Origin of the sequence: Microbacterium tenebrionis (assembly GCF_903645325.1) — a bacterium.
GTDB lineage: Bacteria > Actinomycetota > Actinomycetes > Actinomycetales > Microbacteriaceae > Microbacterium > Microbacterium tenebrionis.
Genome location: NZ_CAHJXQ010000003.1, coordinates 22,604 through 43,425 on the forward strand (window position 1 = coordinate 22,604; position 20,822 = coordinate 43,425).

Consider the following 20,822-nt stretch of genomic DNA (forward strand, 5'->3'; position numbering starts at 1 on the left):
GTCGTCTCCGCACAACGCGCGCTGTTCTCTCAGCCTATCCCTCTTCGCCGCTCGCGTCGCCCACGAAGACGCGCCGCTAGACTGGACGGGTCAGGGCCTTTAGCTCAGCTGGTAGAGCGCCACGTTTACACCGTGGATGTCGTCGGTTCGATCCCGGCAGGGCCCACCCAATCGGACGTACTAGAACCGCTGAAATCGGTAGATGTTGGTTCGGGTACGAGGGCGGCGAACGGCTCAGCGAGCCGGATCGTCGCCCTTTCGTCTTCGCTGATCTCGATGCCGTTGGTCAGTGCTTGGTTGGCCAGGCGCTTGCCTTGGTCGTCGGTGCGGGCGTAGAGGGTGGCGCAGTCGACCAGCAGGCTGAGCGCGGTGCTCAGTTGCTTGCGTGATCCCTCGTGCTGGTCGTGCTCGGTCGCGAGCCTGCGGTCGATGTCCGCAAGGCCGGTGCGGATGCGGTCTTGGTGACGCTTGAGGGTCTCCAAGTCGATCGCGTCGGCGAAGTGCGCGGCGAGCAGCTTGTCGCTCTCGTTCTGGAGGCGCTGACGGTTCGCGGTCAGTTCGGCCAGTTCGTCAGAGCGGGAGGCGAGGCGTTCATCGAACGCGGCCTCGACCTGTGCCGCGAGCGCGGCGTAATCCTCTTCGGTGATCGCGATCTCGCGGTAGCAGTCAGCAACGAGTTGCTCGGCGATCCCAACCGGCACCGCGCGGCGGGTGCAGCTCTTCCGCTTCGAGGCTCGCCCGGAGCAGACGTAGTAGGCGTAGCGGACGCCCTGACGGTTGGCCGGGAAGTCCAGCTGCATCCGCGACCCGCACGACCCGCAGAACAGCGAGCCTTTCAGGTAGTGGTCGTGGGTGCGTCGCCGTTCGGAGGCTTTCTTGCGCGAGTCGAGCAACCGTTGCACCTGTTGCCAGGTCTCGACATCGACCAACGGCTCGTGCGTGCCGGTCTGTTCCGCGCCTTTGTAGCGGACGATCCCGATGTAGTACGGGTTGCGCAGCAGATCGAAGAACGTCGAGCGCCCAACCGGGCCCGAGGGTCGCTTCGGGGTCGGCACGCTGGTCAGCCCGCGCGCGGTCACGTCCGCGAGCAGATCAACGACGGTGCGTTCCCCGGCGGCGTACTGCTCGAACACCCACCGCACCAGCGGTGCGCGTTCGGCGTCGATCTCGACGGTGCGGTACTCGCGGCCCTGCTCATCACGCTTGCGGACGTTGAGGTAGCCGATCGGGGCGCGCATCGGGGTGCCGCCGGTCTCGAACTTCTGCGTCAACCCCTTGGTGACCTTGCCGTCGCCACCACGCCTCCACCTGCCCGGCATCAGTGGTTGCCTCGTGGAAACCACGCTCAGGAATCGGGCGTTTCCCGTCTGGCGCGCACGGGAAGACCGGCACATCGAGCCGGGCCAGCTCGCGCGCAACGAGAGGCAGCGGTACGCCCTCGCCGAGCCGGGAGAACACCGCAGCGACCGACGAAGCCCGGCGCGCGATCACGTCCTGCGCCGTGCGAGCGTCGCGTACCTCAGCCATCGCCAGACCTCCTTCCGCCGGAGGCCACCCCGTAGCGGGGCGACCGTACGACCGTGAGGTACGTCGGGAGGATCACGCAGACGAGACGGACAAGGAAACGAGACTCTGACCGTCAGGCTTCGTGAAGAACCCGACGAGTCTCTACCGGACTACCAGTCAATCCGCGCCAGAAACGACGGGAGGTCGACGGTCTCGAAGAAGCGGCACAGAGTAACCAGAACGGGCACATCGCTCAGACGGTCTGTGCGCGCATCTGGCGGTAGTGGCCGGGGGTGACGCCGACGTACTGGCGGAACAATCGGGTGGCATGGGAACGGGAGTGCCAGCCGACTCGCAGCATCGCAGCCGCGACCGTTAGATCGGTCTCGCGTAGATATTTTGCCAGGTGCTCGGCGCGGAGCATCGTCAGATACGCCAGCGGGGTCTTGCCGTAGGCCTCGACGAATACGCTGGACAACCGTGACGGCGACAGATGCACCTCGGCGGCGAGATCGTCCAGCGTCCACCGGCGTGCGGGGTTCTCGCGCAGCAGGGCAGCGGCCCGGCGTGCCTCGACCCGCAGCGGCGCGAACCGGCGATCACGCGGGAGCGTGGGCCGGATATGCGCACGCTGCGACGGCGAGATCCGCACCGGGGAAACGGTGATGTGTGGGGCGATGACGTAGGCAACCTGGAACCACAGCGCCTGTATCCGCAGGTAGTGCCGCACGAAGTCGCCGTCTACACTTAACGCGACCAACTCGTCCAGCCAAGGCATGAGCATCCCGGCGCGATCCTCGCCCAGCCGGAGAATCTGCGCGGGCTCGGAATAGATGGCGTCCGCGAAACCCTGCGCGTCGAGCCGATCGCAGACGAACCCGGCGTACTGCCACCGCACCTGGTCAAGCACATAGTCGGTATCGAGATAGACCGTGGTCACGGTGATGTGGCCCTCCGGCTCGCTTCCGCACAGGACGTTCGCTCCGAGCAGCACCACATCACCGGACTTGATCGGTTGCTGTCCGAACTCACTGAACAAGAAGGCAGAACCGTCGCGGACGACGATAACCCTCACGCAGTCGTAGGCGACTGGACCAATCGGACGATGGATGGTGCGCGTCCGAGCAATCAAGGCGTCGTAACATGTCATGTCGGCCCACAGCGCTCTCGTGATGCCGGCAAAGGAAGACCAGGCCGACCGCTATCGGTGGCTCTTGCTTTTCCGCGTGGTCGCGATGATGACCCATCTCACGGCGTTGCAGCAGCGACTCACGGACACGCTGATCTCGCTGGTGTCGAGTGTGGATCGCATCGCGCGTCCAATCATGCTCATGACGTTCCTCTCATGACTTCACGAGTCTGGCTATGGCGTCGGACGCTTCCTTGAGCTTTACTTCGGCCTCAGTGCCGTCGTGCTGGATAGCTCCGGCGACGCAGTGTCTGAGGTGGTCATCGAGCAGTCCGAGAGCGACGTTCTCCAGCGCGGAAGTGATCGCACTGATCTGGGTGAGGATGTCGATGCAGTAGGTGTCCTCCTCGATCATCCGGTGGATGCCACGGGCCTGACCCTCGATGCGTCTGAGCCGTGCGAGATAGCGTTCCTTCTCCGTGATGTAGCCGTGAGTCACCGGTGCGGTGGCGATGCTCGGGGTGTCCATATCGATGGCCTCCTAACGGGCGCGGTTCGGCCGACGCATGGTCATGCGGCACGGTCGAGGATTCTGGCAGTGCTGGCTTGCGGGGTGAGGTCGAGCCTGCGCAGCAACTGGGCGTTGAGGGCGACGACCACGGTGGAGACGGACATGAGGATCGCGCCGATGCTCATCGGCAGCACGAACCCGATGGGTGCGAGGACGCCCGCGGCCAGCGGGACGGAGACGAGGTTGTAGCCGGCCGCCCACCACAGGTTCTGCTTCATCTTCCGGAACGTCGCCCGTGAGAGCTCGATTACCGAGAGCACCGATCGCGGATCGGAGGAGGCGAGAATGACGCCCGCCGATCCGATCGCCACGTCCGTGCCCGCTCCGATCGCGATGCCGACGTCGGCCTGGGCCAGCGCCGGGGCGTCGTTCACGCCGTCGCCGACCATGGCGACCTTGCGGCCCTCGTCCTGGAGTTCGGCGACCTTGGCGGCCTTGTCCTCCGGTCGCACGCCCGCGAAGACCCGGTCGATGCCGAGATCCTTCGCGACGGTGTCGGCGACGGCCTGGGCGTCGCCGGTAATCATCACGACCTGCACCCCGGCTGCATGGAGCGCATCGACGGCTTCGCGGGACTCGGGCCGGATCTCGTCGGCCAGCCGCAGGGCGCCGATGACCTCGCCATCGGCGAGCACATGCAGGATAATCGCACCTTCCTCGCGCCAGGTGTCGGCGACGGGGAGCTCGTCCGCCTCGTGCTGGTCGAGCAGGTACGGTCCGCCGACCTCGATGACGCTTTCATCGACGGTGGCCTTGACACCGACTGCCGGGGAGGACGAGAAGTCCGTGGCCGCGGGCACGTCGAGTTTCCGGGTGCGGGCCGCGCCGACGATGGCCCGGGCGAGCGGGTGCTCGCTGTCGGCCTCCGCGGCGGCGGCCAGCGCCAACACTTCGTCCTCGGTTCGGGTGCCGGAGGGATCGATGGCGGTCACCGTCGGCTCGCCCTTAGTGAGGGTGCCGGTCTTGTCGAACAGCACCGCGTCCACGGTGCGCATGGACTCCAGCGCGAGACGGTCTTTGATGAGCACTCCGCCGCGGGCGGCGCGTTCGGTCGCGATCGACACCACCAGCGGGATCGCCAGGCCGAGCGCGTGCGGGCAGGCGATGACCAGCACGGTGATCGTGCGGACCACGGCGGCGTCGGGCAGGCCGACGAGCGACCAGATGACGGCGGTGATTGCCGCCGCGCCCAGGGCGAACCAGAACAGCCACGCGGCCGCGGTGTCGGCGATCCGCTGCGCGCGGGAGGAAGACGCCTGTGCGTCGGAGACGAGCTTCTGGATACCGGCGAGCGCGGTGTCGTCGCCGGTCGCGGTGACCTCGACCCGCAGTCCGGAGTCGGTGGCCACGGTGCCGGCGACCACCTGATCCCCGGTCTCCCGGCGCACCGTCTTGGACTCGCCGGTGACCATCGACTCGTCCATCGAGGCCGACCCGTCGACGATCTTTCCATCGGCGGGCACCGAGGATCCCGGACGGACTATCACCACGTCGCCGACAGCCAGATCAGCAGGAGCGACCTTCACGATATCGTCGCCGTCGATTCTCTCGGCTTCGTCGGGCAGCAGCGCGGCGAGGGAGTCCAGCGCGGAGGTGGTTTGGGCGAGCGATCGCATCTCGATCCAGTGGCCGAGCAACATGATCACCACCAGCAGCGCCAGCTCCCACCAGAAGTTCAGTTCGTGGTGCAGGATGCCGAGGCTCGCACCCCAGGACGCGAGGAACGCGACAGTGATCGCCAACGCGATGAGCAGCATCATCCCCGGTCTGCGGGAGCGGATCTCGCTCAGCCCGCCCGTCAGGAAGGGCCAGCCGCCCCAGAAGTAGACGACCGTGCCCAGCACAGGCGACACCCAAGACACCCATGCAGCTTCGGGCAGGTGATAACCGATGAGGTGGGCGAACATGTCGTTGAAGCCCACAACCGGGACGGCGAGAACGAGCATGATCCAGAACAGGCGCCGGAACTGTCCGACGTGATCTCCGTGTCCGGCATGCCCGTGACCATGTCCGCCGTGACCCTCGTGGTGGGCGTGAGCGTCATGGCCGTCGTGGTGGCGGCCGGAAGCCTCGCCGTGACCCTGGTGATGGTCGTGCGAGTGGTGACCGGCGTGGGTGTTCGGCTCGTCGTGGTGCGCGTGCTGAACGTCCGCGTGCTCAGGGTGGGCGTGCGATCGTGTCGAGGGATCGTTGCTCATGGTCTCGTCTCCTTTGTTCGTTACCCCAGCCCAGAGGCGAGACCGGGGCGAAGGTTCCGCGCTCCCGTGCAGGTCCGGTCGTCGGGAGCGCGGAACCAGATGCCGTCAGGCGGCGTTCGCGTAGCGGTCGGGATCAGCGTCGAACAGGGGTCCGCAGGCGGCGCAGCAGAACCAGTACCGCTGGCCCTGGTAGTCGCGGTAGAGACCGGCTTCCTCCGCCTGCGCCTTGACGACGGGGGTGCCGGCCATCACCTTGCATTCGGTCATCTCATCGGCCGGAGTCTGAGCGATGGCCTCCGCACTGGGTGTGTGTCCGCAGCAGCTCCCACCGCTCGAGGACGTGTCGGTCAGGTTCAGGTTCTCGTGTGCAGTCATCGTGCTTCCTTTCGTGTTGTGTCAATGACGGGTGGGTCAGGCGTTCACCGGTTCGCGAGCCGGTGTCGGTCCGGCGGGTGCCGGAGCGCTGGTGTCGTCCGCGCGGGCCTTGAAGGTCCGCAGCCGCAGGCTGTTGGACACGACGAACACGGACGACAGGGCCATGGCCGCGCCGGCGAGCATGGGGTTGAGCAGCCCGAAGGCGGCGAGCGGGATCGCGGCGGTGTTGTAGGCGAAGGCCCAGAATAGGTTCGTCTTGATCGTTCGCAGTGTGTGCCGGGCGAGCCGGATCGCGTCGGCGGCGGCCCGCAGGTCGCCGCGCACCAGGGTGATGTCGGCGGCCTCGATCGCGACATCGGTGCCGGTGCCCATCGCCAGGCCCAGGTCGGCTTGGGCGAGCGCAGGGGCGTCGTTGACGCCATCGCCGACCATCGCGACGACCTTGCCTTCTGCTTGCAGCCGGGCGACGACATCGACCTTGTCCTTGGGTAGCACCTCGGCGATCACCTGCTCGATGCCGACCTCGGCGGCGACCTGCTCGGCCACGGCCTGGTTGTCGCCGGTGAGCAGCACCGGGGTCAGACCGAGTTCGGTGAACTGGGCGATGGCCTGCTTGCTGGTGGGCTTGATCTGGTCGGAGACCACTAGCACGCCACGGGCGGCACCGTCCCAGCCGATCGCGATCGCGGTCTTGCCCTCGGCTTCCGCGGCCTGCTTCGCGGCACGGAGGTCTCTATCGAGGTGGATCGACCAGTCCGCCAGCAGGGACTCACGGCCGGCGACGACGGCATGACCGGCGACGACGCCCTGGACGCCCTTGCCTTCGATGTTCTCGAAGGATTCCGGGGCGGGCAGCTCGCCCACCTCGCTGGTCGCTCCGGTGGCGATGGCCTGGGCGATGGGGTGCTCGGAGTAGTCCTCCAGGCCGCCAGCGATGCGCAGCAGCTCGGCCCGGTCCACGCCGTCGGCGGTGATGACGTGGGTGAGGGTCATCTTGCCGGTGGTGACGGTGCCGGTCTTGTCGAGGACGATCGTGTCGACCTTCTTGGTGGACTCCAGTACCTCAGGCCCCTTGATGAGGACACCCATCTGCGCGCCCCGTCCGGTGCCGACCAGCAGCGCCGTCGGGGTCGCGAGACCGAGGGCGCAGGGGCAGGCGATGATGAGCACGGCGACGGCGGCGGTGAAGCCCGCGCTGAGCGGGAACCCGGCCCCGATCCATGCGCCCAGGGCGCCGACCGCCACGGCGATGGCGATGGGCACGAACACTCCGGAGACCTTGTCGGCCAGGCGTTGAATCTCGGCCTTGCCCGACTGGGCATCCTCGACGAGCTTCGCCATCTGCGCCAGCTGCGTATCCGAGCCGACGCGGGTGGCCTGGACGACGAGCCGACCGCCGGCATTCACCGTCGCGCCGGTCACGGCGTCGCCTTCGCTGACCTCGACGGGCACGGATTCGCCGGTGAGCATCGAGGCGTCGATCGCGGAGTTGCCCGAGGTGATGACCCCGTCGGTGGCGATCTTCTCGCCGGGCCTCACCACGAACTCATCACCCACGGTCAGCTCATCGATGGAGACCCGCTGCTCCTGACCATTGCGGAGAACCGAGACTTCTTTCGCGCCGAGTTCGAGCAGGGCGCGCAGGGCGGCGCCGGCGCGTCGCTTGGAGCGCTTCTCGAAGTAGCGACCGAGCAGGATGAAGGTGATCACCCCGGCGGCGACTTCGAGATAGATGTGCCCGAGCCCGTCGGAACGGGAGATGGTGAACTCGAAGGGGTGCACCACGCCCCGGTCCCCGGCGGTGCCGAAGAACAGGGCGACCAGCGACCAGATCATCGCCGCGGTCGTGCCCACGGAGATGAGGGTGTCCATCGTCGCGGCGCCGTGCCTGAGGTTCATCCAGGCGGCCTTGTGGAACGGCCAGCCCGCCCACACCACGACCGGGGCGGCGAGTGCCAGAGAAGCGAAGCCCCAGTAGTCGAACTGCAGCGCGGGGATCATCGCCATCGCGATGACCGGCACCGCCAGCACCGCGGAGCCGATGAGCCGCTGCCGCAGCGACCGTAGCTCGGCGTCCTCACGGGACTCGCCTCCCTCACCATCCTTGGGTGTTTCGCCCTTGGGGGTGGGGAGCTCGGCGGTGTAGCCGGTCTTCTCCACCTCGGCGACGAGCAGCTGCGGATCGTAGCCCTCGGGTGCGGTGACGCTGGCCTTCTCAGTCGCGTAGTTCACGCTCGCGGTCACTCCGTCGAGCTTGTTGAGCTTCTTCTCGATCCGGTTCGCGCACGACGCGCACGTCATGCCACCGATCTGCAGCTCGATCCCGGCAGCGCGGGCACCGGCCGCGGTGGCGCTGTCAGTGCTCATGGTCTCCTCCTTCCTCATGCCCGCCGGCGCCCTCGTGGCTGCCGCCGTCCGGCGATGCCTCGCCGGTGGTGTCCACCACGAGCGGGGCGGTATGCACCTGCCCGTCGATCTGGAAGTCGAGGAACAGCAGGTACCGGCCCGGCGTGGGCGCGGTGGCCTCGAACACGATCTCCGGCCCGGAGGTCTCACCCGCTTCGGGGGCGTCGCCGTGCGGGTGGACGTGCAGATAGGCCAGGTCCCCGTCGCGCAGCGCGACGAGGTGCCCGAACGCTCCCAGATAGGGCTCGAGCGCGGTGACCGGCTCACCGTCCTGAGTGATCGTCATCGTCAACTCCGACCCGGAACCGGCGACCAGATCGCCGGACACGGCGACGGTGTATCCGTCGACCGTGGTCTCGGTCACCGGTCCGTCGGCGGGAGCGGGCGCGTAGTCCCCGGCGACCTGCACCGAGGTCGACAGCGTCATGCCCGAGCCGGTCTCGGTAGGCACGAAGTCGGCGAACACCCGGTAGGAGCCGGCGGCCTCCCACTCCCACGGGATCGACCAGGCACCCTGGTTGTCGCGTTCGGGGTGGACGTGGCGGAAGTGCTGCCCGTCGGAGCGCACCACGATCAGGTGCAGCTCCTTCTCATGCTCCAGCTCGAAGTCGGTGACCGGGTGCCCGTCGGGCCCGGTGACCGTCAGCGACAGCTCACCGTCCTCGCCGGTCGCGGTCGGGGCGGTGACGCCGGTGAGCTGGTAGCCGTCCTGCGCCAGCCCCAGGCCCAGCGACGCCGCATCGGCGCCGGAAGTGTGGCCTGCGTGGGGGTCGTCGCCGGTCATGTCGTGTCCTTCCGTGTGGTTGTTGTCGGTGGTCTCTTCTGCCCAGGCCTGCACAGTGGAGTCGGGGACGATCGCGTTCGCCGTGAAAGCGGCCACGGCGAACACGGCCACGAGAACCAGCCCGTACAGGCCCAGCCGTGCAGGGGCTTTCATCTCAGCTCCTGACGGCGGTGTAGCCGGCCTCATCGACCGCCGCGATCACCGTGGCGTCCTCGATCGGCTGCTCGGCGGTCACGGCCAGGCGCCCGGTCTGAGCGCTGACCTCGATCCCGGTGACGCCGGGGATCTCGGAGACCTCGCTGCGGATCGCGGTCTCGCAGTGCCCGCAGCTCATCCCGGTCACCTGGAACTCAGTGGTGGTCGTGCTCATGATCAAATCTCCTTCACTCGTGTCTGACTTCTGTAACCATATACCCCAGGGGGGTATTCCCTAGTTGGTAGGTGCTTCTTCGGTTTTCTGCTGCGCTTGCCCGGTGGGGCGGATGTGGCGCAGGCGGGTGGCGGCGATGATCGCGGCCACCGCGGCGATGACCGCGGAGACGATCGCTGCCATGTTCAGGCCGCCGGAGAAGGCCGCCTGTGCGGCGGCGATCAGCTGTTCGCCCAGCGCGTCGGGCAACTCCGCGGCGGTGGCGAGGGCGCCGTCGATACTGTCCGAGGCGGCGGCCGCGGCCTCCGGGGTGAGCCCGTCGGGCAGGGAGCCGTCGATTCGATTGCGGTAGGTGGCGAGGCCGACGCTACCGATGACGGCGACGCCGAGCGAGATGCCCAGATCGTTCGCCGTGGTCGCCAGCCCCGAGGCGCCGCCGGTCTTCTCCGGCGGCACCGAGCTGACGACAAGGTCGGTCGTCAGCGCCATCGAGGGCGCGACGCCGGGGTAGGTGATGACGAAGCTCGCGATCACCAGCGCCAGCCCCGTGCCTGCGTCGAGCTGGGTGAACAGGATGTAGCCGACCACCTGCGTGAGCAGGCCGATCGCGATCACGTTCCCCGGCCGGAACCTCCGTGCGAGCACCGGCGAGAGGGTCGAGACGACGATCAGCACCGCGGCGGCGGGCAGGATCGACAGCCCGGCCTGGAGCGGCGAGAGCCCCTGCACCTGCTGGAGGTACTGGGTGAACAGCGAGTACACGCCGCCCAGTGCTGCCGCCGACAGCAGGAACACCGCGAGCGCCCCGGAGACGGTGCGGTTGGTGAACAGGCGCACGTCCAGCAGCGGCTGCGTGGCGCGCAGCTGCCGGAGCACGAACCACAGCCCGATCAGCGCGCCCGCGGCCAGCAGGCCGACCGACGGCCAAGCGGGCTCCTGGGCGGCGAAACGCTTGATGCCGTAGATGATCGCGAGCAGACCACCGACCAGCAACAGCGCGCTGAACAAGTCGATCCGCGCAGACGGGTCGCGGTGCTCGGGCACCAGCAGCGGTGCGCCGATCGCGACCAGCGCCATGATCGGCACCGCCACCAGGAACGTCGCCTGCCACCCGAACCCTTCCAGGAGTAGGCCGGACAGGAGTGGACCGAGGGCGACGCCGGCGGAGATGCCGCCCGCCCAGACGCCGATGGCGACGCCGCGCTGCTTCGCGTCGGCGAAGAGCACGAAGATCAGGCCGATCGTCGCGGGCACCATCATCGCCGCAGCCAGTCCGAGGACGGCTCGCCAGACGATCATCAGCTCGGGGATCGTCGTCAGCGCGGCCGCAACGGAGACCGCGGCGAACAGGATCGCACCGATGACCATCAGCAGCCGCTTGCCCACTCGGTCGCCGAGTACGCCCATCGCGACGAGGAAGCCGGCCATGACGAAGCCGTAGATGTCGAGGATCCACAGCAGTTGCGTGCTCGTCGGGTTCAAGTCCGCAGCGAGGTTCGGGGCGGCCAGGAACAGGATGGTCAGCATCATGAACAGCAGAGTCGAGGGAATCACCAGGATCGCCAGACCCCACCACTGCTTTGCCCCTGCCCTGGGGGCGGGTGTGCTCGTATCGCTCATGTCGCGCCCCCTGTGATCGTGCGTGTCGTGTTCATCGCCGTGTCTCCTCTCCTTCGTCCCGCCGCCGGATCGGGCGACGACACCGTAACTCGGTCATCGGTGTACAGGTTGCAACAGCTACACTATCTCATACATTCCAGTACGACTTGAGAGGTGGAGCATGCCGACGAAGAAGGCCCAGCCTGCCGGCGGCGCTCGGCGCGGCCCGGCGACAGCGACCCGCGCGGCCAACCAGCGCGCCGACGCGCAGCGCAACCGGGCGAAGATTCTGGCCGCGACAGTGACCGCGATCCGCAAAAGCCCCGACGCTTCCGTCGCAGACATCGCTGCCGAGGCTGGAGTGGGCCGGGTGACGCTCTACGGGCACTTCCAGACTCGCGCCGAGCTCATCGAGGCAGCACTGGTGGACAGTCTGGAACGTGCCGAGGACGTGCTCAGTCAGATACCCCTTGATGGCGACCCGCGTGCGGCCTTCCAGCGCTTGGTTGCATCCAGCTGGATGTTCGTCGACCAGTCTCGCGCCCTGCTCGCTACAGCGCAGAAGGAACTCTCCGCCGCCCGCATTCGCGAACTGCACGAGAAGGCCGAGGCGCGCATGCGCGGGCTGCTGCTGCGCGGACAGCGCGAAGGCGCCTTCCGCGCCGACCTGCCGGTGTCCTGGCTGCTGACTACCACGCACGTCGTTCTCAACGGCGCGGCCGAGGAGGTGCGCACGGGCCGGATCGACCCCGATGATGCGCCATGGTTCATCGACGCGATCCTGCTGCCCGCGTTCGCGCCCACAGCGACCACTCAGGGCGACGGATGAGCGCCGCGAGGGTCGGGATCATCGGCGCCGGGGCCGCTGGAACCAGCGCCGCCAGACTCCTGCACACCCAAGCCCCGGAGATCGAAGTTGAGCTCTTCGCCCGCACTGGCGAGAAGCCCGCCAATCGCACCCTGGTCACCAAAGGCGTCATGTCGGGGCTGCTTGAACCCGACCAAGCGACGCTCCCAGACACCGGTGCGTCACTTGTTTCGGACACCGTGCGCGGCCTCGATCCCCGCACGCGCGAGCTACGTCTCGACTCCGGCGCCACCCGTATGTTCGACGCGCTCATCATCGCCAGCGGCAGCAGACCTCGCCTGCTCGACGAGGACATCCTCGGCCGTGACGAAGCTCTCCACTCGGGGCGCCTGACCACCCTGCACTCGATGGCCGACGGTGCTCGCGTCCGCGACCGACTCGCGAGCAGACCCGCATCCCGTGTCCTGCTCCTCGGCGGCGGTATCCTCGCCTCCGAGGCCGCGTCTTTGCTCACCGACGCCGGCCACGACGTGGCCCTGATCGCGCGTTCGCTCGTCCCCGGCGCGAACGCGATCGGTGCGCACGCCGCCAGGCGCGTCCTCGATCTGCACCACCCCCAGCACGCCGCCTACCTCGGGGTCAATCCGCGCGCGATCCGCACCCACCCCGACCGCATCTCCATCACGCTCGACCGTAGCGGCACCAAGGTCGACGGCGACCTGGCGATCGTCGCCCACGGCACCCTGCCCGCAGCCCCGGCTCCCTGGACCGGACCTGACGGCATCCCGGTCGATAGCCGGCTGCGCTCGATGCACGCGCCGCGCCAACGGATCTACGCCGCGGGCGGCGTCGCCGTGCACCACTATCCCGGCCACAGCTCGTACCGGATCGATCACTGGGACGACTCGGTCGCCCAGGGAGCCCATGCGGCCAAGACTCTGTTGCACGACCTCGGCCTGGACGACGATCCCGGCATCTACCTGCCGTCTTCGCCGTTCTCCGCACGCGTCCACGGACACACCCTGGTCGGAGCGGGGTATCCCGCTTTGGGGTCCAGTACGCAAATCGTCTCCGCCGACCCCTTGCTCACGGCGCACTACCTCGGAGATACCCTCGTCGCTCTCACAGGGATTGACGCCACCGGCCTCGTCCGCGACTGGATACCTCGGCTGCACCGGCGAGCACCGACTCGCCCCTGATCGACAAGCCGGATCGCGGGCGCCTCGGCAAGCACGACGCGCAGGTGGCGGGCGGAAGCATTCGTTCCGCCCGCCACCTGCGCGCTTATGCGGTGCGCACACAGGCGCACTGGGACGCCGCGAGGGTGCCTTCGGCGGCTTCGGTCTCCTCACGGAGCACCAGGTCACCGACCGCGCCTTCTCCGGTGGCATCGGCGGCCTCGATAGTCTCGGTTTCCTTCTCGCGGGGCCAGAGCATCTGCGCTGTGACGGCACCGCCGATGGCGAGAGCGGCAAGGATCGACCAGGCGAGAGTGAAGCCGGACGCTGTGCCTACCCATCCCGCGATCGGGTAGGTGACGAGCCAGGCCAAGTGAGACAGTGAGAATTGTGCCGCGAAGGCCGCCGGGAGCTCGCGCTTCGCGACCGAACCTCGGATGACGCGTCCGGTGGGCGTGACGATCAAGGCCATGCCGCCGCCGATGACCACCCAGATCGGTGCCGTGATCATCCAGGAAGCCGCCTGGATGGCGGTCATCGCGACGGCCGCCAGCACGCCAGCAAGCAGAACTGCGGCACCGGTCATCATCACGACCCGCTCGGCGATCCGATCGAGCACGCGTGGCAGGAACAAAGCGACCAGCAGTGTGCCGCCGCCGGAGGCTGCAAGCATCCAGGCGACGTCGGCCTGCGTGCCGCCCAGTTGATCTCGGACATAGTTGACCGTATTGACCACCACGATCGATCCGGCTGCGGCGACCACCACGTTCAGGGCCATGACGCCGCGCAGACGAGGAGTCGCGAAGAAGACCTTCACGCCCGAGGTGACCCGGTTCCACGCATCCGCGTGCCCGCTTGGTGCCGCATTGGGGATGCGAGTCGAGAGCACCAGGACGGCGGAGAGCACGAAACCTACCGACGTGCCGACGAACAACCAGTTGAACGTCATGAACGTCAGAGCGACCGCCGCGAGCACCGGGCTGAGCAGGCTCTCCATCGTGTAGGCCACCTGCGACGCGGACAGCGCCCGCGTGTAGTCGGACTCCTCGACCACGATATCGGGGATGACCGCCTGGAACGTCGGCGTGAACGCAGCAGAAGCCGCCTGCAGTACCCCGATGAGAACGTAGATCTGCCAGATCTCCGTGACGAACGGCAGAGCGAGCACCACGGCCGCGCGCGCCACGTCGAGCAGGGTCAGGAACATCCGCCTCGGGAGCCGGTCGGCATAGGCCGCAGCCAACGGCGCGATCAAGACGTACATGACCATCTTGATCGTCAGCGCCGTCGCAAGCACCGCCCCCGCGCTCGGACCGGCGAGCTCGTAAGCGAGCAGACCGAGGGCGACGGTCGCCAACCCCGTCCCGAACAGGGCGATGATCTGCGCACTGAACAGGTGACGGAAGTCGCGGATCGCGAACAAACGCATAGGGATCTCCTGACCTTCGTGGAAACTCTCCACCATCAACCTAATACCCCCTAGGGGTATTCCCGTCAGTCTGGGCACGGCCGAGTGGGAAGCTGCTCGGCCGGACGCGGAGCCAGTCGACCTCGGCCGCGCCGATCGCTCCCGCCGTCGGCAGATGCACATCGGGGGCCGGTAAACTGCGGTGTATGGCGGTGACGGCGGCAGCGCAACCCGGGAGGGGTCTTCAGGGCTTCCTCCGGCGTGTGATGCTCGGAGGGTTGCTGGTGGCAGCGATCGTCCTCGGGCTGCTGGCCATGCATACGCTGAACCTGCACGGCACCCCGGCCGCCCACGCGCCCGCCACAATCTCGGTCGCCGCCAGCGACGCCGTGGGCGCCCATCACAGCGCGGCGGGCGCCCATGAGTCCGGTGGCACGGCCAGTGACCTCGGTGGTACGTGTGCGGACTGCGGGGGTAGTGACCATCTGGGCATGGCGATGGCATGTGTGCTCGCACTGCTGCTCGTCCTTCTCATCCTGGCGCCGCCTCAACTTCTGCCGGGATGGATGCACACCGCGCCCCGGCCGCTCCTCGTGGCGCGGTTCATCGACCAGCTCCGATCTCGGGCGCCGTCGCTGCACGTTCTCTGCATCAGTCGCACGTGATGGATCGGTGAACCAGGCGCACATCAGCGTCGACGGTTCCCCTCTCCCATTCACGCGGTGCCCTCTCGGGGTGCCGCGCCACTGAAGCGACTGTTGATATTGGAGAACACTCATGCAGTTTCGTACCGCGGCGACCGCCGCACTCGCCCTCACTGCTGCCCTGGTCCTGGCCGGCTGCTCGGCCGGAAGCGACAACGAGGGCTCGATGCCGGGCATGGACCACGGCTCGTCCGAACAGACAGCCGACGCCAACGACGCGGACGTGATGTTCGCCTCGATGATGATCGTGCACCACGAACAGGCCATCGAGATGAGCGACATCGTCCTCGCCAAGGAGGATGTCAACCCCGAGGTGATCGAACTGGCCGAAGCGATCAAGGCCGCCCAGGGGCCCGAGATCGAACAGCTCCAGGGGTGGCTGGACGACTGGGGCGTCGATTCCGAGGAGCAGCAGATGGACGGCATGGACCACGGCGACGGCATGATGACCGAGGACGACCTGGCCGCCCTCGAATCGGCCGACGGACCCGAAGCATCGCGCCTGTTCCTGGAACAGATGATCGCCCATCACGAGGGAGCGGTCGAGATGGCCCAGACGCAAGTCGCTGACGGCAGCAACCCCGACGCCATCGAGCTCGCGCAGACCATCATCGACGCGCAGACCACCGAGATCCAGCAGATGCAGGACCTCCTGGCCACCCTCTGATCGACCATCAGGGTCGGTGCCGCGGCGAGAGCGCCCGGCACCGACCCTTCCGACACTCTTGAAGGATCGCACCATGCCCCACCCCGCCGCGCCTCACCGGCGAAAACTGATCGTCGCCGCCGCCGCGACGCTCGCCGCCGCCCTCGTCCTCACCGGATGCGCCACTGCACCCTCGCACGAACCCGCGTCGCCCTCGACCAACAGTCAGGCCGTCGACACCGGCTTCCTGGCGGACCACGACCTTGACGGCCTGGACGCCGCAGAGGTCATCGAACGGCTCGACACGATGCCCGTCGCCGACCGACCCACTGATCTGATCGCATCCGTGCAGCCGGATGCGCTCGTGCTCACCGACGACCAGAAGCGCGAGACACGTCTGCCGATGCCCGAAGACGAGGTGTACATCTCGGTCGCCCCCTACCGGGAACAGACCCACGACTGCTACTTCCACAGCCTCACCACCTGCCTCGGCGAACTCGCCAACACAGCAGTCCAGGTCACCCTCACCGGCGAAGACGGAGACGTGCTCCTCGACGAGGTTCGGCAAACCTACGACAACGGGTTCGTTGGCATCTGGGTGCCCCGCGGCATCAAGGCAACGCTCACGATCGAACATGAGGGTCGGACGGGCACCGTGACCATTTCAACGATGAACGAGGATGATGCGACCTGCATCACCACGCTGCAGCTGACCTGACAGCTCGACGGCCCGAATGTCCGGAGACACCCAGTCCTTCGTAATGTTTCAGAAGGTGAACGTCCCCCACGGAGCCGTAGTTAGAGGCTAGAGCGCAGTGGGCATTCTCGGAGCTGCACCGACAGTAGAACGCTGCCAACGTCGCTGCGATGTGGTCCCTACGCGGTGGTCCCTCTCATAGAGACTGACACCCACCACTGAGTGCTGCGTCGCTGCCCGTTCCGGCTCTGCCGTTATGACAACTCGATCGAGACCGCTGTTCCCAGACCGCTGCTTCTCCACACGGTTGGCACTAAGAGTGCGGGTCGCGCGCAGCACGCGCACCTGACCTCCGAGATCGCCCCTCCTGTGACGGTCTCGGGGAGGGGCCGTCGTGGTGATGACGATCCGGGTCATGTCGTCCGGCAAGGGCTATGAGTACCTGCTGAAATCGGTCGTCGTTGGCGACGGTGACCGGGAGATGAGCAGCCCGCTGACCCGGTACTACACCGAGTCGGGCTGTCCGCCCGGAACGTGGGTCGGCACCGGCCTGATGAGCCTCGACGATGGGCGTACGCCAGCGTTGGTCGAGGGTGACACGGTGACCGAGGAACACTTGGCCCGACTGCTGGGCGAGGGCATCCACCCGGTCACCGGGGAGAAGCTCGGCAAGAGGTTTCCGGCGTTGCAGCCGCCGCGCGAGCGGATTGCAGCCCGTTTTGCACGCCTCGATCCCGGATTGCGTGGCGAGGCGCGGGAAGAGACCGTGCAGCGCATTCGCGAGGAAGAGCTTGCGAAGACGCCTCGCACCGCTGTTGCAGGCTTTGATCTCACGTTCTCGCCGCCAAAGTCGCTCAGCGCGATCTGGGGCGTGGCAGACGCGGGCACGCAAGCACTGATTGCGCAGGCGCATCACGCCGCAATGCGCGACACCATCGGGCTACTGGAGGATCGCGTCGCCGCAACCCGCGTCGGTGCGGGCGGGATCGCGCAGATGCCGATCATGGGCGTGATCGCTACCGCGTTCGACCACTACGACAGTAGGGCGGCCGACCCGCAGCTGCACACGCACGTTGTCGTGTCGAACAAGGTGCAGGGCGAGGATGGGCGGTGGAGGTCGCTGGACTCGCGCCGCCTGCACAAGGCGACGGTCGCGCTCTCGGCGTCGTACAACGCCTTTCTCACCGACCACACCGCCCGGCTGCTCGGCGTGGAGTGGGTGCCTGTTGATCGGGGCAAGGACCGCAACACCGGGTGGGAGATCGAGGGTGTACCGGCGGCGCTGATCGCTGAGTTCTCCCGCCGCACTACCGGGGGTAGCGACGGCGCGGAGGGTATCGAGCAGGTCAAGAACCGGCTGATCGAGCAGTACGTGGCCGAGCATGGGCGGCAACCCTCTGCCGCGACGGTCGCGATCCTGCGGCAACAGGCGACCCTGGAGACTCGGCCCGAGAAGGAACTCCACTCGCTCGCTGACCTCACAGCCGACTGGCGCGAGCGCGCCGAGCTCGTGCTCGGAGAGGACGCACCCACCTGGGCGCAGCACCTGCTCGATCGGGATGCAGCAGAGGCCCGGCTACGTGCAGACGACCTCGGCCTGGAGCAGATCGACGATCTCGCGTCCGTGGTGCTGATGGAGGTAGCGAATCGACGCGCAACCTGGGGGCGATGGAACCTGCACGCCGAGACCATGCGGCAGATCATGGGCGTCAGGTTCGCCACGACCAGCGATCGAACCCGTGTGCTCGATCAGATCGTCGCCTATGCCGAGGCGGAATCGCTCAGGCTCACCCCTGAGTACGACCGCGCACTTCCAGCGCACTACCTCGACGGGGAGGGCAACAGATTCCAGCCCGTCGATCGGGTCGCCTACTCCAGCCAGGACATCCTCGATGCCGAGCAGCGGCTCCTGCACCACAGCCAAGACGAGACTGGGCCGTCGCTGACCGCGCGGCTCGTTGCCCGGCACACCTCCCGCAAGATCAGGGGCGTCCGCCTCGACCCGGATCAGGCCGCCGCCATCACGCGCATCGCCCGATCCGGCCTGACGCTCGACCTGCTCGTCGGCCCAGCCGGTTCCGGCAATACCACATGTTGGGTTTGACGCTACTACTCGCTGATGTCGATGACGTTTCCGTTGCGCGGGAGGGTACCCCTGAACGTGAGGGGCACGGCTATGGCGCGCTCGATATCGAGGGTGGTGATCGCCTGGATGTGAACGTGCGGCTCGGTGCTGTTGCCGGAGTTCCCGCAGCCCGCGAGTTCGGCGCCTATCTGCACGCGCTGTCCCGTCCGGACTCCCAGGCTGTCTTGTTGGAGATGGCAGAGGGCGACCACGACACCACCGGTCTCGATGAGCACGTGGTTACCGGCAAGTGCGATCCACCCTGCTCGGGCTCGGCGCTGCTGGGTGAGGGCGTAGCCGAGAGACGGTAGTCCGCGGTATGCGGGGTGGTCGGGTTCGGTGTCGTGCGTGGCGACGACGATGCCCTCGACAGGTGACAGGAGCATGCGTCCGAAGCCGGGGAACTTCTCTGCCGGTTCGGGTCGTATGAGCGATCTGAACGTGATGGGTGCGGTGCGTCCGGCGTCATCCGCGGGAACGAAGTCGATGGCGTAGGACGTGGCCAGCAGCGCCGTTCCGTGGCTGGGCACTCGGTTGGCGGGGCTGTTCTGGACGAGCCACCTGCCCGTGAACGGGTACTCCAGATCGATAGAAGTAGCCACGCGGCTCCTTTCCATCGCCTGGTTTCAGCCCCACGCACGGCACGGCACGGGACGCACTCTTACACCGTTGCGTACTGCCCATTCTCCCATCGTCGGCGTAGCGGCGACCGCTGAGCCGGTGTCGTTCTGATTCCGAAGGTCAGCCGCACCAGAGGGGATCAGAGCCCGCGTCCTGGGCCGTCACTGCGTGGAGTGCCGCGGTGCGCGTCGCGGTCGAGCGGGTCCCGCTTCGTCAGGTCGTGACGGAGGTCGCGGATGAGTGTCGTCGCGGTGTCGAGCCGTGTTCCGTAACGCTGGGCGAAGTCGGTGAGCAGCGGCGCTCGTGCTGCGCGGCTCTGTGCGGCAAGCCGTGCGCCTTCCTCGGTGAGTTCGAGCACGACGGCGCGACCGTCATTTTCGGAGCCGGTTCGCACGACGAGGCCGTTCTCGACGAGGCGGGAGATGAGTCGACTCGGGTGGCCCGACTCGGCGACCAGATGCGCGGCGAGCTGTTTGAGGGTGACGGGGCCGAGGTCGTCCAAGGCCATGAGTGCTTCGGCCTGCACGCAGGTCAGCCCGAGCGGCCGGAACAGCGCGGCCAACGCGGCGTTCAACTCGGTGACGAGGCTCTTGACCTCGAACGAGAACGCGAGCACCGCAGCCGCATCCGATTCGTGTGACATGTCATCTATATCCGCTACTCTTGACTACATGACATGTTACCTAAACGATTCGACGCTCGACCGGGATGCAGTCCGCGTGGAGCGGTTCGGGCTCGCTCACGCGACGGCGATCCGAGAGCGGGTTGCGCGGAAACAGAGCGGTCGCCGTGCTCTCGTCCGCGTCACTCATGCCTCGGTGGGGGTGACCGACGCGATGGCCGTCAGGGGTGACTATCTGCTCCAGCCCGTGCGGGGGTTCGTCCCCGGCTACGACTTCGTGGGCGTCATCGAACGCCTGCCTGCGGGGGATCGCTCCGGCCTGCACGTCGGGCAGCGTGTCGCGGGCATCCTGCCCCGGATGGGCGCCCACGCAAGTCTCATCAGCGTCGCACCGTCGCTGCTGGTGCCGGTGCCCGACCTCCTCGACAGTGCGACCGCGGCGACGATCCCGCTGGATGCGGTCACCGCGCTGTTCGCCATCGACGCGCTGGCGATGGCCTCGGGAACGATCCTCGTGCAAGGCGCTGGCGGCGCAGTCGGAGCTTGGGCCGCGCAGCTCGCTGCCGCCCGAGGACTCACCGCCTACGGCACAGCGTCGCCGCGCTCCCACGCTTACGCCGAACGGTTCACCGACTCGGTGTACGACTACGACGACCCCACGTGGATCGACCAGATACTCGACGCGACGACCGGGGGCGTCGACGGAGCCATCGACCACACCGGCAGCCGATCCGTGCGCAGAGCCGTAGGCGCGGGTGGTCGTGTCGTGCGCACGGCATTCGGCGGGGCACCCGGACAAGGGCGCATCAGCACCGCCGCAGGCTTCGCCGCCTCGACGCTGCGCCGTTACGCGCGGCCGGGCGAACGCGTCTGCTCCGTGCCGATCCTCGTTGCGACGCAACGCGCCCGCTATCGGCAGGCACTCACCGAACTCTTCACCGCCGTCGGCAACGGCACACTCGTTCCGCCCCGCCCGCGGATCATGCCGCTCGTACAGTACCCGGATGCCCTGGCTTCGGCCACAAGAGCGGCTCCGGGCGAGAAGACGATCCTGACGACGCAGGAGACATAGACC

21 protein-coding genes and 1 tRNA gene are annotated in these 20,822 nt (G+C 67.6%); 9 read left to right on the forward strand and 13 right to left on the reverse strand.

Features of this window, described 5'->3' with window-relative positions:
- Positions 1 to 93: 93 nt before the first annotated feature.
- Positions 94 to 166: transfer RNA gene (locus HWX58_RS06285), tRNA-Val, on the forward strand.
- Here the strand turns inward: HWX58_RS06285 and HWX58_RS06290 are convergent.
- From HWX58_RS06290 to HWX58_RS06300, 3 genes are all read right to left on the reverse strand, one after another.
- Positions 126 to 1,238, reverse strand: coding sequence for a recombinase family protein (locus HWX58_RS06290; RefSeq protein WP_175986580.1), 1,113 nt, complete (start codon positions 1,236 to 1,238; stop codon positions 126 to 128). The two genes, HWX58_RS06285 and HWX58_RS06290, sit on opposite strands and share 41 nt — an antisense overlap.
- Positions 1,198 to 1,527 (reverse strand): bifunctional DNA primase/polymerase, encoded by a 330-nt coding sequence (locus HWX58_RS06295; RefSeq protein WP_175986187.1) that lies wholly within the window; start codon positions 1,525 to 1,527, stop codon positions 1,198 to 1,200. Before HWX58_RS06295 ends, HWX58_RS06290 begins: the two co-directional genes overlap by 41 nt.
- 232 nt (positions 1,528 to 1,759) lie before the next feature.
- A complete protein-coding gene (locus HWX58_RS06300) occupies positions 1,760 to 2,656 on the reverse strand; it encodes a helix-turn-helix transcriptional regulator (RefSeq protein WP_175986188.1) in 897 nt (298 codons plus the stop codon).
- Here HWX58_RS06300 and HWX58_RS06305 point away from each other — a divergent pair.
- Positions 2,655 to 2,855: a hypothetical protein gene (locus tag HWX58_RS06305; protein WP_175986189.1), complete on the forward strand. Its 201-nt coding sequence runs from the start codon at positions 2,655 to 2,657 to the stop codon at positions 2,853 to 2,855. The genes HWX58_RS06300 and HWX58_RS06305 overlap by 2 nt on opposite strands.
- Here the strand turns inward: HWX58_RS06305 and HWX58_RS06310 are convergent.
- The 7 genes from HWX58_RS06310 to HWX58_RS06340 all read right to left on the reverse strand — a co-directional run bounded on the left by HWX58_RS06310 (position 2,850) and on the right by HWX58_RS06340 (position 10,959).
- Positions 2,850 to 3,164 carry a metal-sensitive transcriptional regulator gene (locus HWX58_RS06310; protein ID WP_017883419.1) on the reverse strand — a complete coding sequence of 105 codons (315 nt, stop codon included), beginning with the start codon at positions 3,162 to 3,164 and terminating at the stop codon, positions 2,850 to 2,852. The two genes, HWX58_RS06305 and HWX58_RS06310, sit on opposite strands and share 6 nt — an antisense overlap.
- Positions 3,165 to 3,205: 41 nt before the next feature.
- Positions 3,206 to 5,404: a heavy metal translocating P-type ATPase gene (locus HWX58_RS06315; protein ID WP_175986190.1), complete on the reverse strand. Its 2,199-nt coding sequence runs from the start codon at positions 5,402 to 5,404 to the stop codon at positions 3,206 to 3,208.
- 105 nt (positions 5,405 to 5,509) lie between these two features.
- Complete coding sequence (locus HWX58_RS06320) at positions 5,510 to 5,779, reverse strand: YHS domain-containing protein (RefSeq protein WP_031289811.1); 270 nt, start codon at positions 5,777 to 5,779, stop codon at positions 5,510 to 5,512.
- A 36-nt stretch (positions 5,780 to 5,815) separates the two neighbouring features.
- Positions 5,816 to 8,146, reverse strand: a complete 2,331-nt coding sequence (locus HWX58_RS06325) for a heavy metal translocating P-type ATPase (RefSeq protein WP_175986191.1) — start codon at positions 8,144 to 8,146, stop codon at positions 5,816 to 5,818.
- Positions 8,136 to 9,122: a DUF8832 domain-containing protein gene (locus HWX58_RS06330; protein ID WP_017883415.1), complete on the reverse strand. Its 987-nt coding sequence runs from the start codon at positions 9,120 to 9,122 to the stop codon at positions 8,136 to 8,138. The genes HWX58_RS06325 and HWX58_RS06330 overlap by 11 nt, the downstream gene beginning before the upstream one ends.
- 1 nt (position 9,123) lies before the next feature.
- Positions 9,124 to 9,339: a heavy-metal-associated domain-containing protein gene (locus HWX58_RS06335; RefSeq protein WP_031289808.1), complete on the reverse strand. Its 216-nt coding sequence runs from the start codon at positions 9,337 to 9,339 to the stop codon at positions 9,124 to 9,126.
- A gap of 60 nt (positions 9,340 to 9,399) precedes the next feature.
- Positions 9,400 to 10,959 (reverse strand): MFS transporter, encoded by a 1,560-nt coding sequence (locus HWX58_RS06340; protein WP_175986192.1) that lies wholly within the window; start codon positions 10,957 to 10,959, stop codon positions 9,400 to 9,402.
- Between the two features lie 160 nt (positions 10,960 to 11,119).
- Between HWX58_RS06340 and HWX58_RS06345 the strand changes: the two genes are divergently transcribed.
- Together HWX58_RS06345 and HWX58_RS06350 are read left to right on the forward strand one after the other, a co-directional pair.
- On the forward strand, positions 11,120 to 11,767 hold the full coding sequence (locus tag HWX58_RS06345) for a TetR/AcrR family transcriptional regulator (protein WP_017885407.1): 648 nt from the start codon (positions 11,120 to 11,122) through the stop codon (positions 11,765 to 11,767).
- Positions 11,764 to 12,945: an FAD-dependent oxidoreductase gene (locus HWX58_RS06350; protein ID WP_175986193.1), complete on the forward strand. Its 1,182-nt coding sequence runs from the start codon at positions 11,764 to 11,766 to the stop codon at positions 12,943 to 12,945. The genes HWX58_RS06345 and HWX58_RS06350 overlap by 4 nt, the downstream gene beginning before the upstream one ends.
- A gap of 85 nt (positions 12,946 to 13,030) precedes the next feature.
- On the opposite strand, the gene HWX58_RS06355 is transcribed toward HWX58_RS06350, so the two are convergent.
- Entirely contained in the window at positions 13,031 to 14,353 is a 1,323-nt protein-coding gene (locus tag HWX58_RS06355) for an MFS transporter (RefSeq protein ID WP_017885405.1), read from the reverse strand.
- 263 nt (positions 14,354 to 14,616) lie between these two features.
- On the opposite strand from HWX58_RS06355, the gene HWX58_RS06360 reads away from it, so the two are divergent.
- From HWX58_RS06360 to mobF, 4 genes are all read left to right on the forward strand, one after another.
- Positions 14,617 to 14,997, forward strand: a complete 381-nt coding sequence (locus HWX58_RS06360; RefSeq protein ID WP_250646129.1) for a DUF6153 family protein — start codon at positions 14,617 to 14,619, stop codon at positions 14,995 to 14,997.
- A 112-nt stretch (positions 14,998 to 15,109) separates the two neighbouring features.
- Entirely contained in the window at positions 15,110 to 15,703 is a 594-nt protein-coding gene (locus tag HWX58_RS06365; protein ID WP_175986194.1) for a DUF305 domain-containing protein, read from the forward strand.
- A 73-nt stretch (positions 15,704 to 15,776) separates the two neighbouring features.
- Entirely contained in the window at positions 15,777 to 16,400 is a 624-nt protein-coding gene (locus HWX58_RS06370) for a CueP family metal-binding protein (protein WP_175986195.1), read from the forward strand.
- Between the two features lie 379 nt (positions 16,401 to 16,779).
- Positions 16,780 to 18,483: a MobF family relaxase gene (mobF, locus tag HWX58_RS06375; RefSeq protein WP_250646145.1), complete on the forward strand. Its 1,704-nt coding sequence runs from the start codon at positions 16,780 to 16,782 to the stop codon at positions 18,481 to 18,483.
- Positions 18,484 to 18,488: 5 nt separating this feature from the next.
- Here the strand turns inward: mobF and HWX58_RS06380 are convergent, their stop codons facing one another.
- Positions 18,489 to 19,106, reverse strand: coding sequence for a M23 family metallopeptidase (locus HWX58_RS06380; RefSeq protein ID WP_175986196.1), 618 nt, complete (start codon positions 19,104 to 19,106; stop codon positions 18,489 to 18,491).
- 158 nt (positions 19,107 to 19,264) lie between these two features.
- A complete protein-coding gene (locus HWX58_RS06385; RefSeq protein ID WP_175986197.1) occupies positions 19,265 to 19,768 on the reverse strand; it encodes a MarR family winged helix-turn-helix transcriptional regulator in 504 nt (167 codons plus the stop codon).
- Positions 19,769 to 19,796: 28 nt separating this feature from the next.
- Between HWX58_RS06385 and HWX58_RS06390 the strand changes: the two genes are divergently transcribed.
- Entirely contained in the window at positions 19,797 to 20,819 is a 1,023-nt protein-coding gene (locus HWX58_RS06390; protein ID WP_175986198.1) for a zinc-binding dehydrogenase, read from the forward strand.
- The last annotated feature ends 3 nt before the right edge of the window (positions 20,820 to 20,822 follow it).

Bases quoted from the DNA above. Each gene is read 5' to 3' on its own strand.
- HWX58_RS06385 (WP_175986197.1), bottom strand. From the start codon at position 19,768: ATGTCACACGAATCGGATGCGGCTGCGGTGCTCGCGTTCTCGTTCGAG.
- HWX58_RS06320 (WP_031289811.1), bottom strand. From the start codon at position 5,779: ATGACTGCACACGAGAACCTGAACCTGACCGACACGTCCTCGAGCGGT.
- HWX58_RS06355 (WP_017885405.1), bottom strand. From the start codon at position 14,353: ATGCGTTTGTTCGCGATCCGCGACTTCCGTCACCTGTTCAGTGCGCAG.
- HWX58_RS06340 (WP_175986192.1), bottom strand. From the start codon at position 10,959: ATGAGCGATACGAGCACACCCGCCCCCAGGGCAGGGGCAAAGCAGTGG.
- HWX58_RS06295 (WP_175986187.1), bottom strand. From the start codon at position 1,527: ATGGCTGAGGTACGCGACGCTCGCACGGCGCAGGACGTGATCGCGCGC.
- HWX58_RS06315 (WP_175986190.1), bottom strand. From the start codon at position 5,404: ATGAGCAACGATCCCTCGACACGATCGCACGCCCACCCTGAGCACGCG.
- HWX58_RS06325 (WP_175986191.1), bottom strand. From the start codon at position 8,146: ATGAGCACTGACAGCGCCACCGCGGCCGGTGCCCGCGCTGCCGGGATC.
- HWX58_RS06370 (WP_175986195.1), top strand. From the start codon at position 15,777: ATGCCCCACCCCGCCGCGCCTCACCGGCGAAAACTGATCGTCGCCGCC.
- HWX58_RS06365 (WP_175986194.1), top strand. From the start codon at position 15,110: ATGCAGTTTCGTACCGCGGCGACCGCCGCACTCGCCCTCACTGCTGCC.
- mobF (WP_250646145.1), top strand. From the start codon at position 16,780: ATGACGATCCGGGTCATGTCGTCCGGCAAGGGCTATGAGTACCTGCTG.
- HWX58_RS06390 (WP_175986198.1), top strand. From the start codon at position 19,797: ATGACATGTTACCTAAACGATTCGACGCTCGACCGGGATGCAGTCCGC.
- HWX58_RS06335 (WP_031289808.1), bottom strand. From the start codon at position 9,339: ATGAGCACGACCACCACTGAGTTCCAGGTGACCGGGATGAGCTGCGGG.
- HWX58_RS06290 (WP_175986580.1), bottom strand. From the start codon at position 1,238: ATGCGCGCCCCGATCGGCTACCTCAACGTCCGCAAGCGTGATGAGCAG.
- HWX58_RS06305 (WP_175986189.1), top strand. From the start codon at position 2,655: ATGTCGGCCCACAGCGCTCTCGTGATGCCGGCAAAGGAAGACCAGGCC.
- HWX58_RS06345 (WP_017885407.1), top strand. From the start codon at position 11,120: ATGCCGACGAAGAAGGCCCAGCCTGCCGGCGGCGCTCGGCGCGGCCCG.
- HWX58_RS06350 (WP_175986193.1), top strand. From the start codon at position 11,764: ATGAGCGCCGCGAGGGTCGGGATCATCGGCGCCGGGGCCGCTGGAACC.
- HWX58_RS06310 (WP_017883419.1), bottom strand. From the start codon at position 3,164: ATGGACACCCCGAGCATCGCCACCGCACCGGTGACTCACGGCTACATC.
- HWX58_RS06300 (WP_175986188.1), bottom strand. From the start codon at position 2,656: ATGACATGTTACGACGCCTTGATTGCTCGGACGCGCACCATCCATCGT.
- HWX58_RS06330 (WP_017883415.1), bottom strand. From the start codon at position 9,122: ATGAAAGCCCCTGCACGGCTGGGCCTGTACGGGCTGGTTCTCGTGGCC.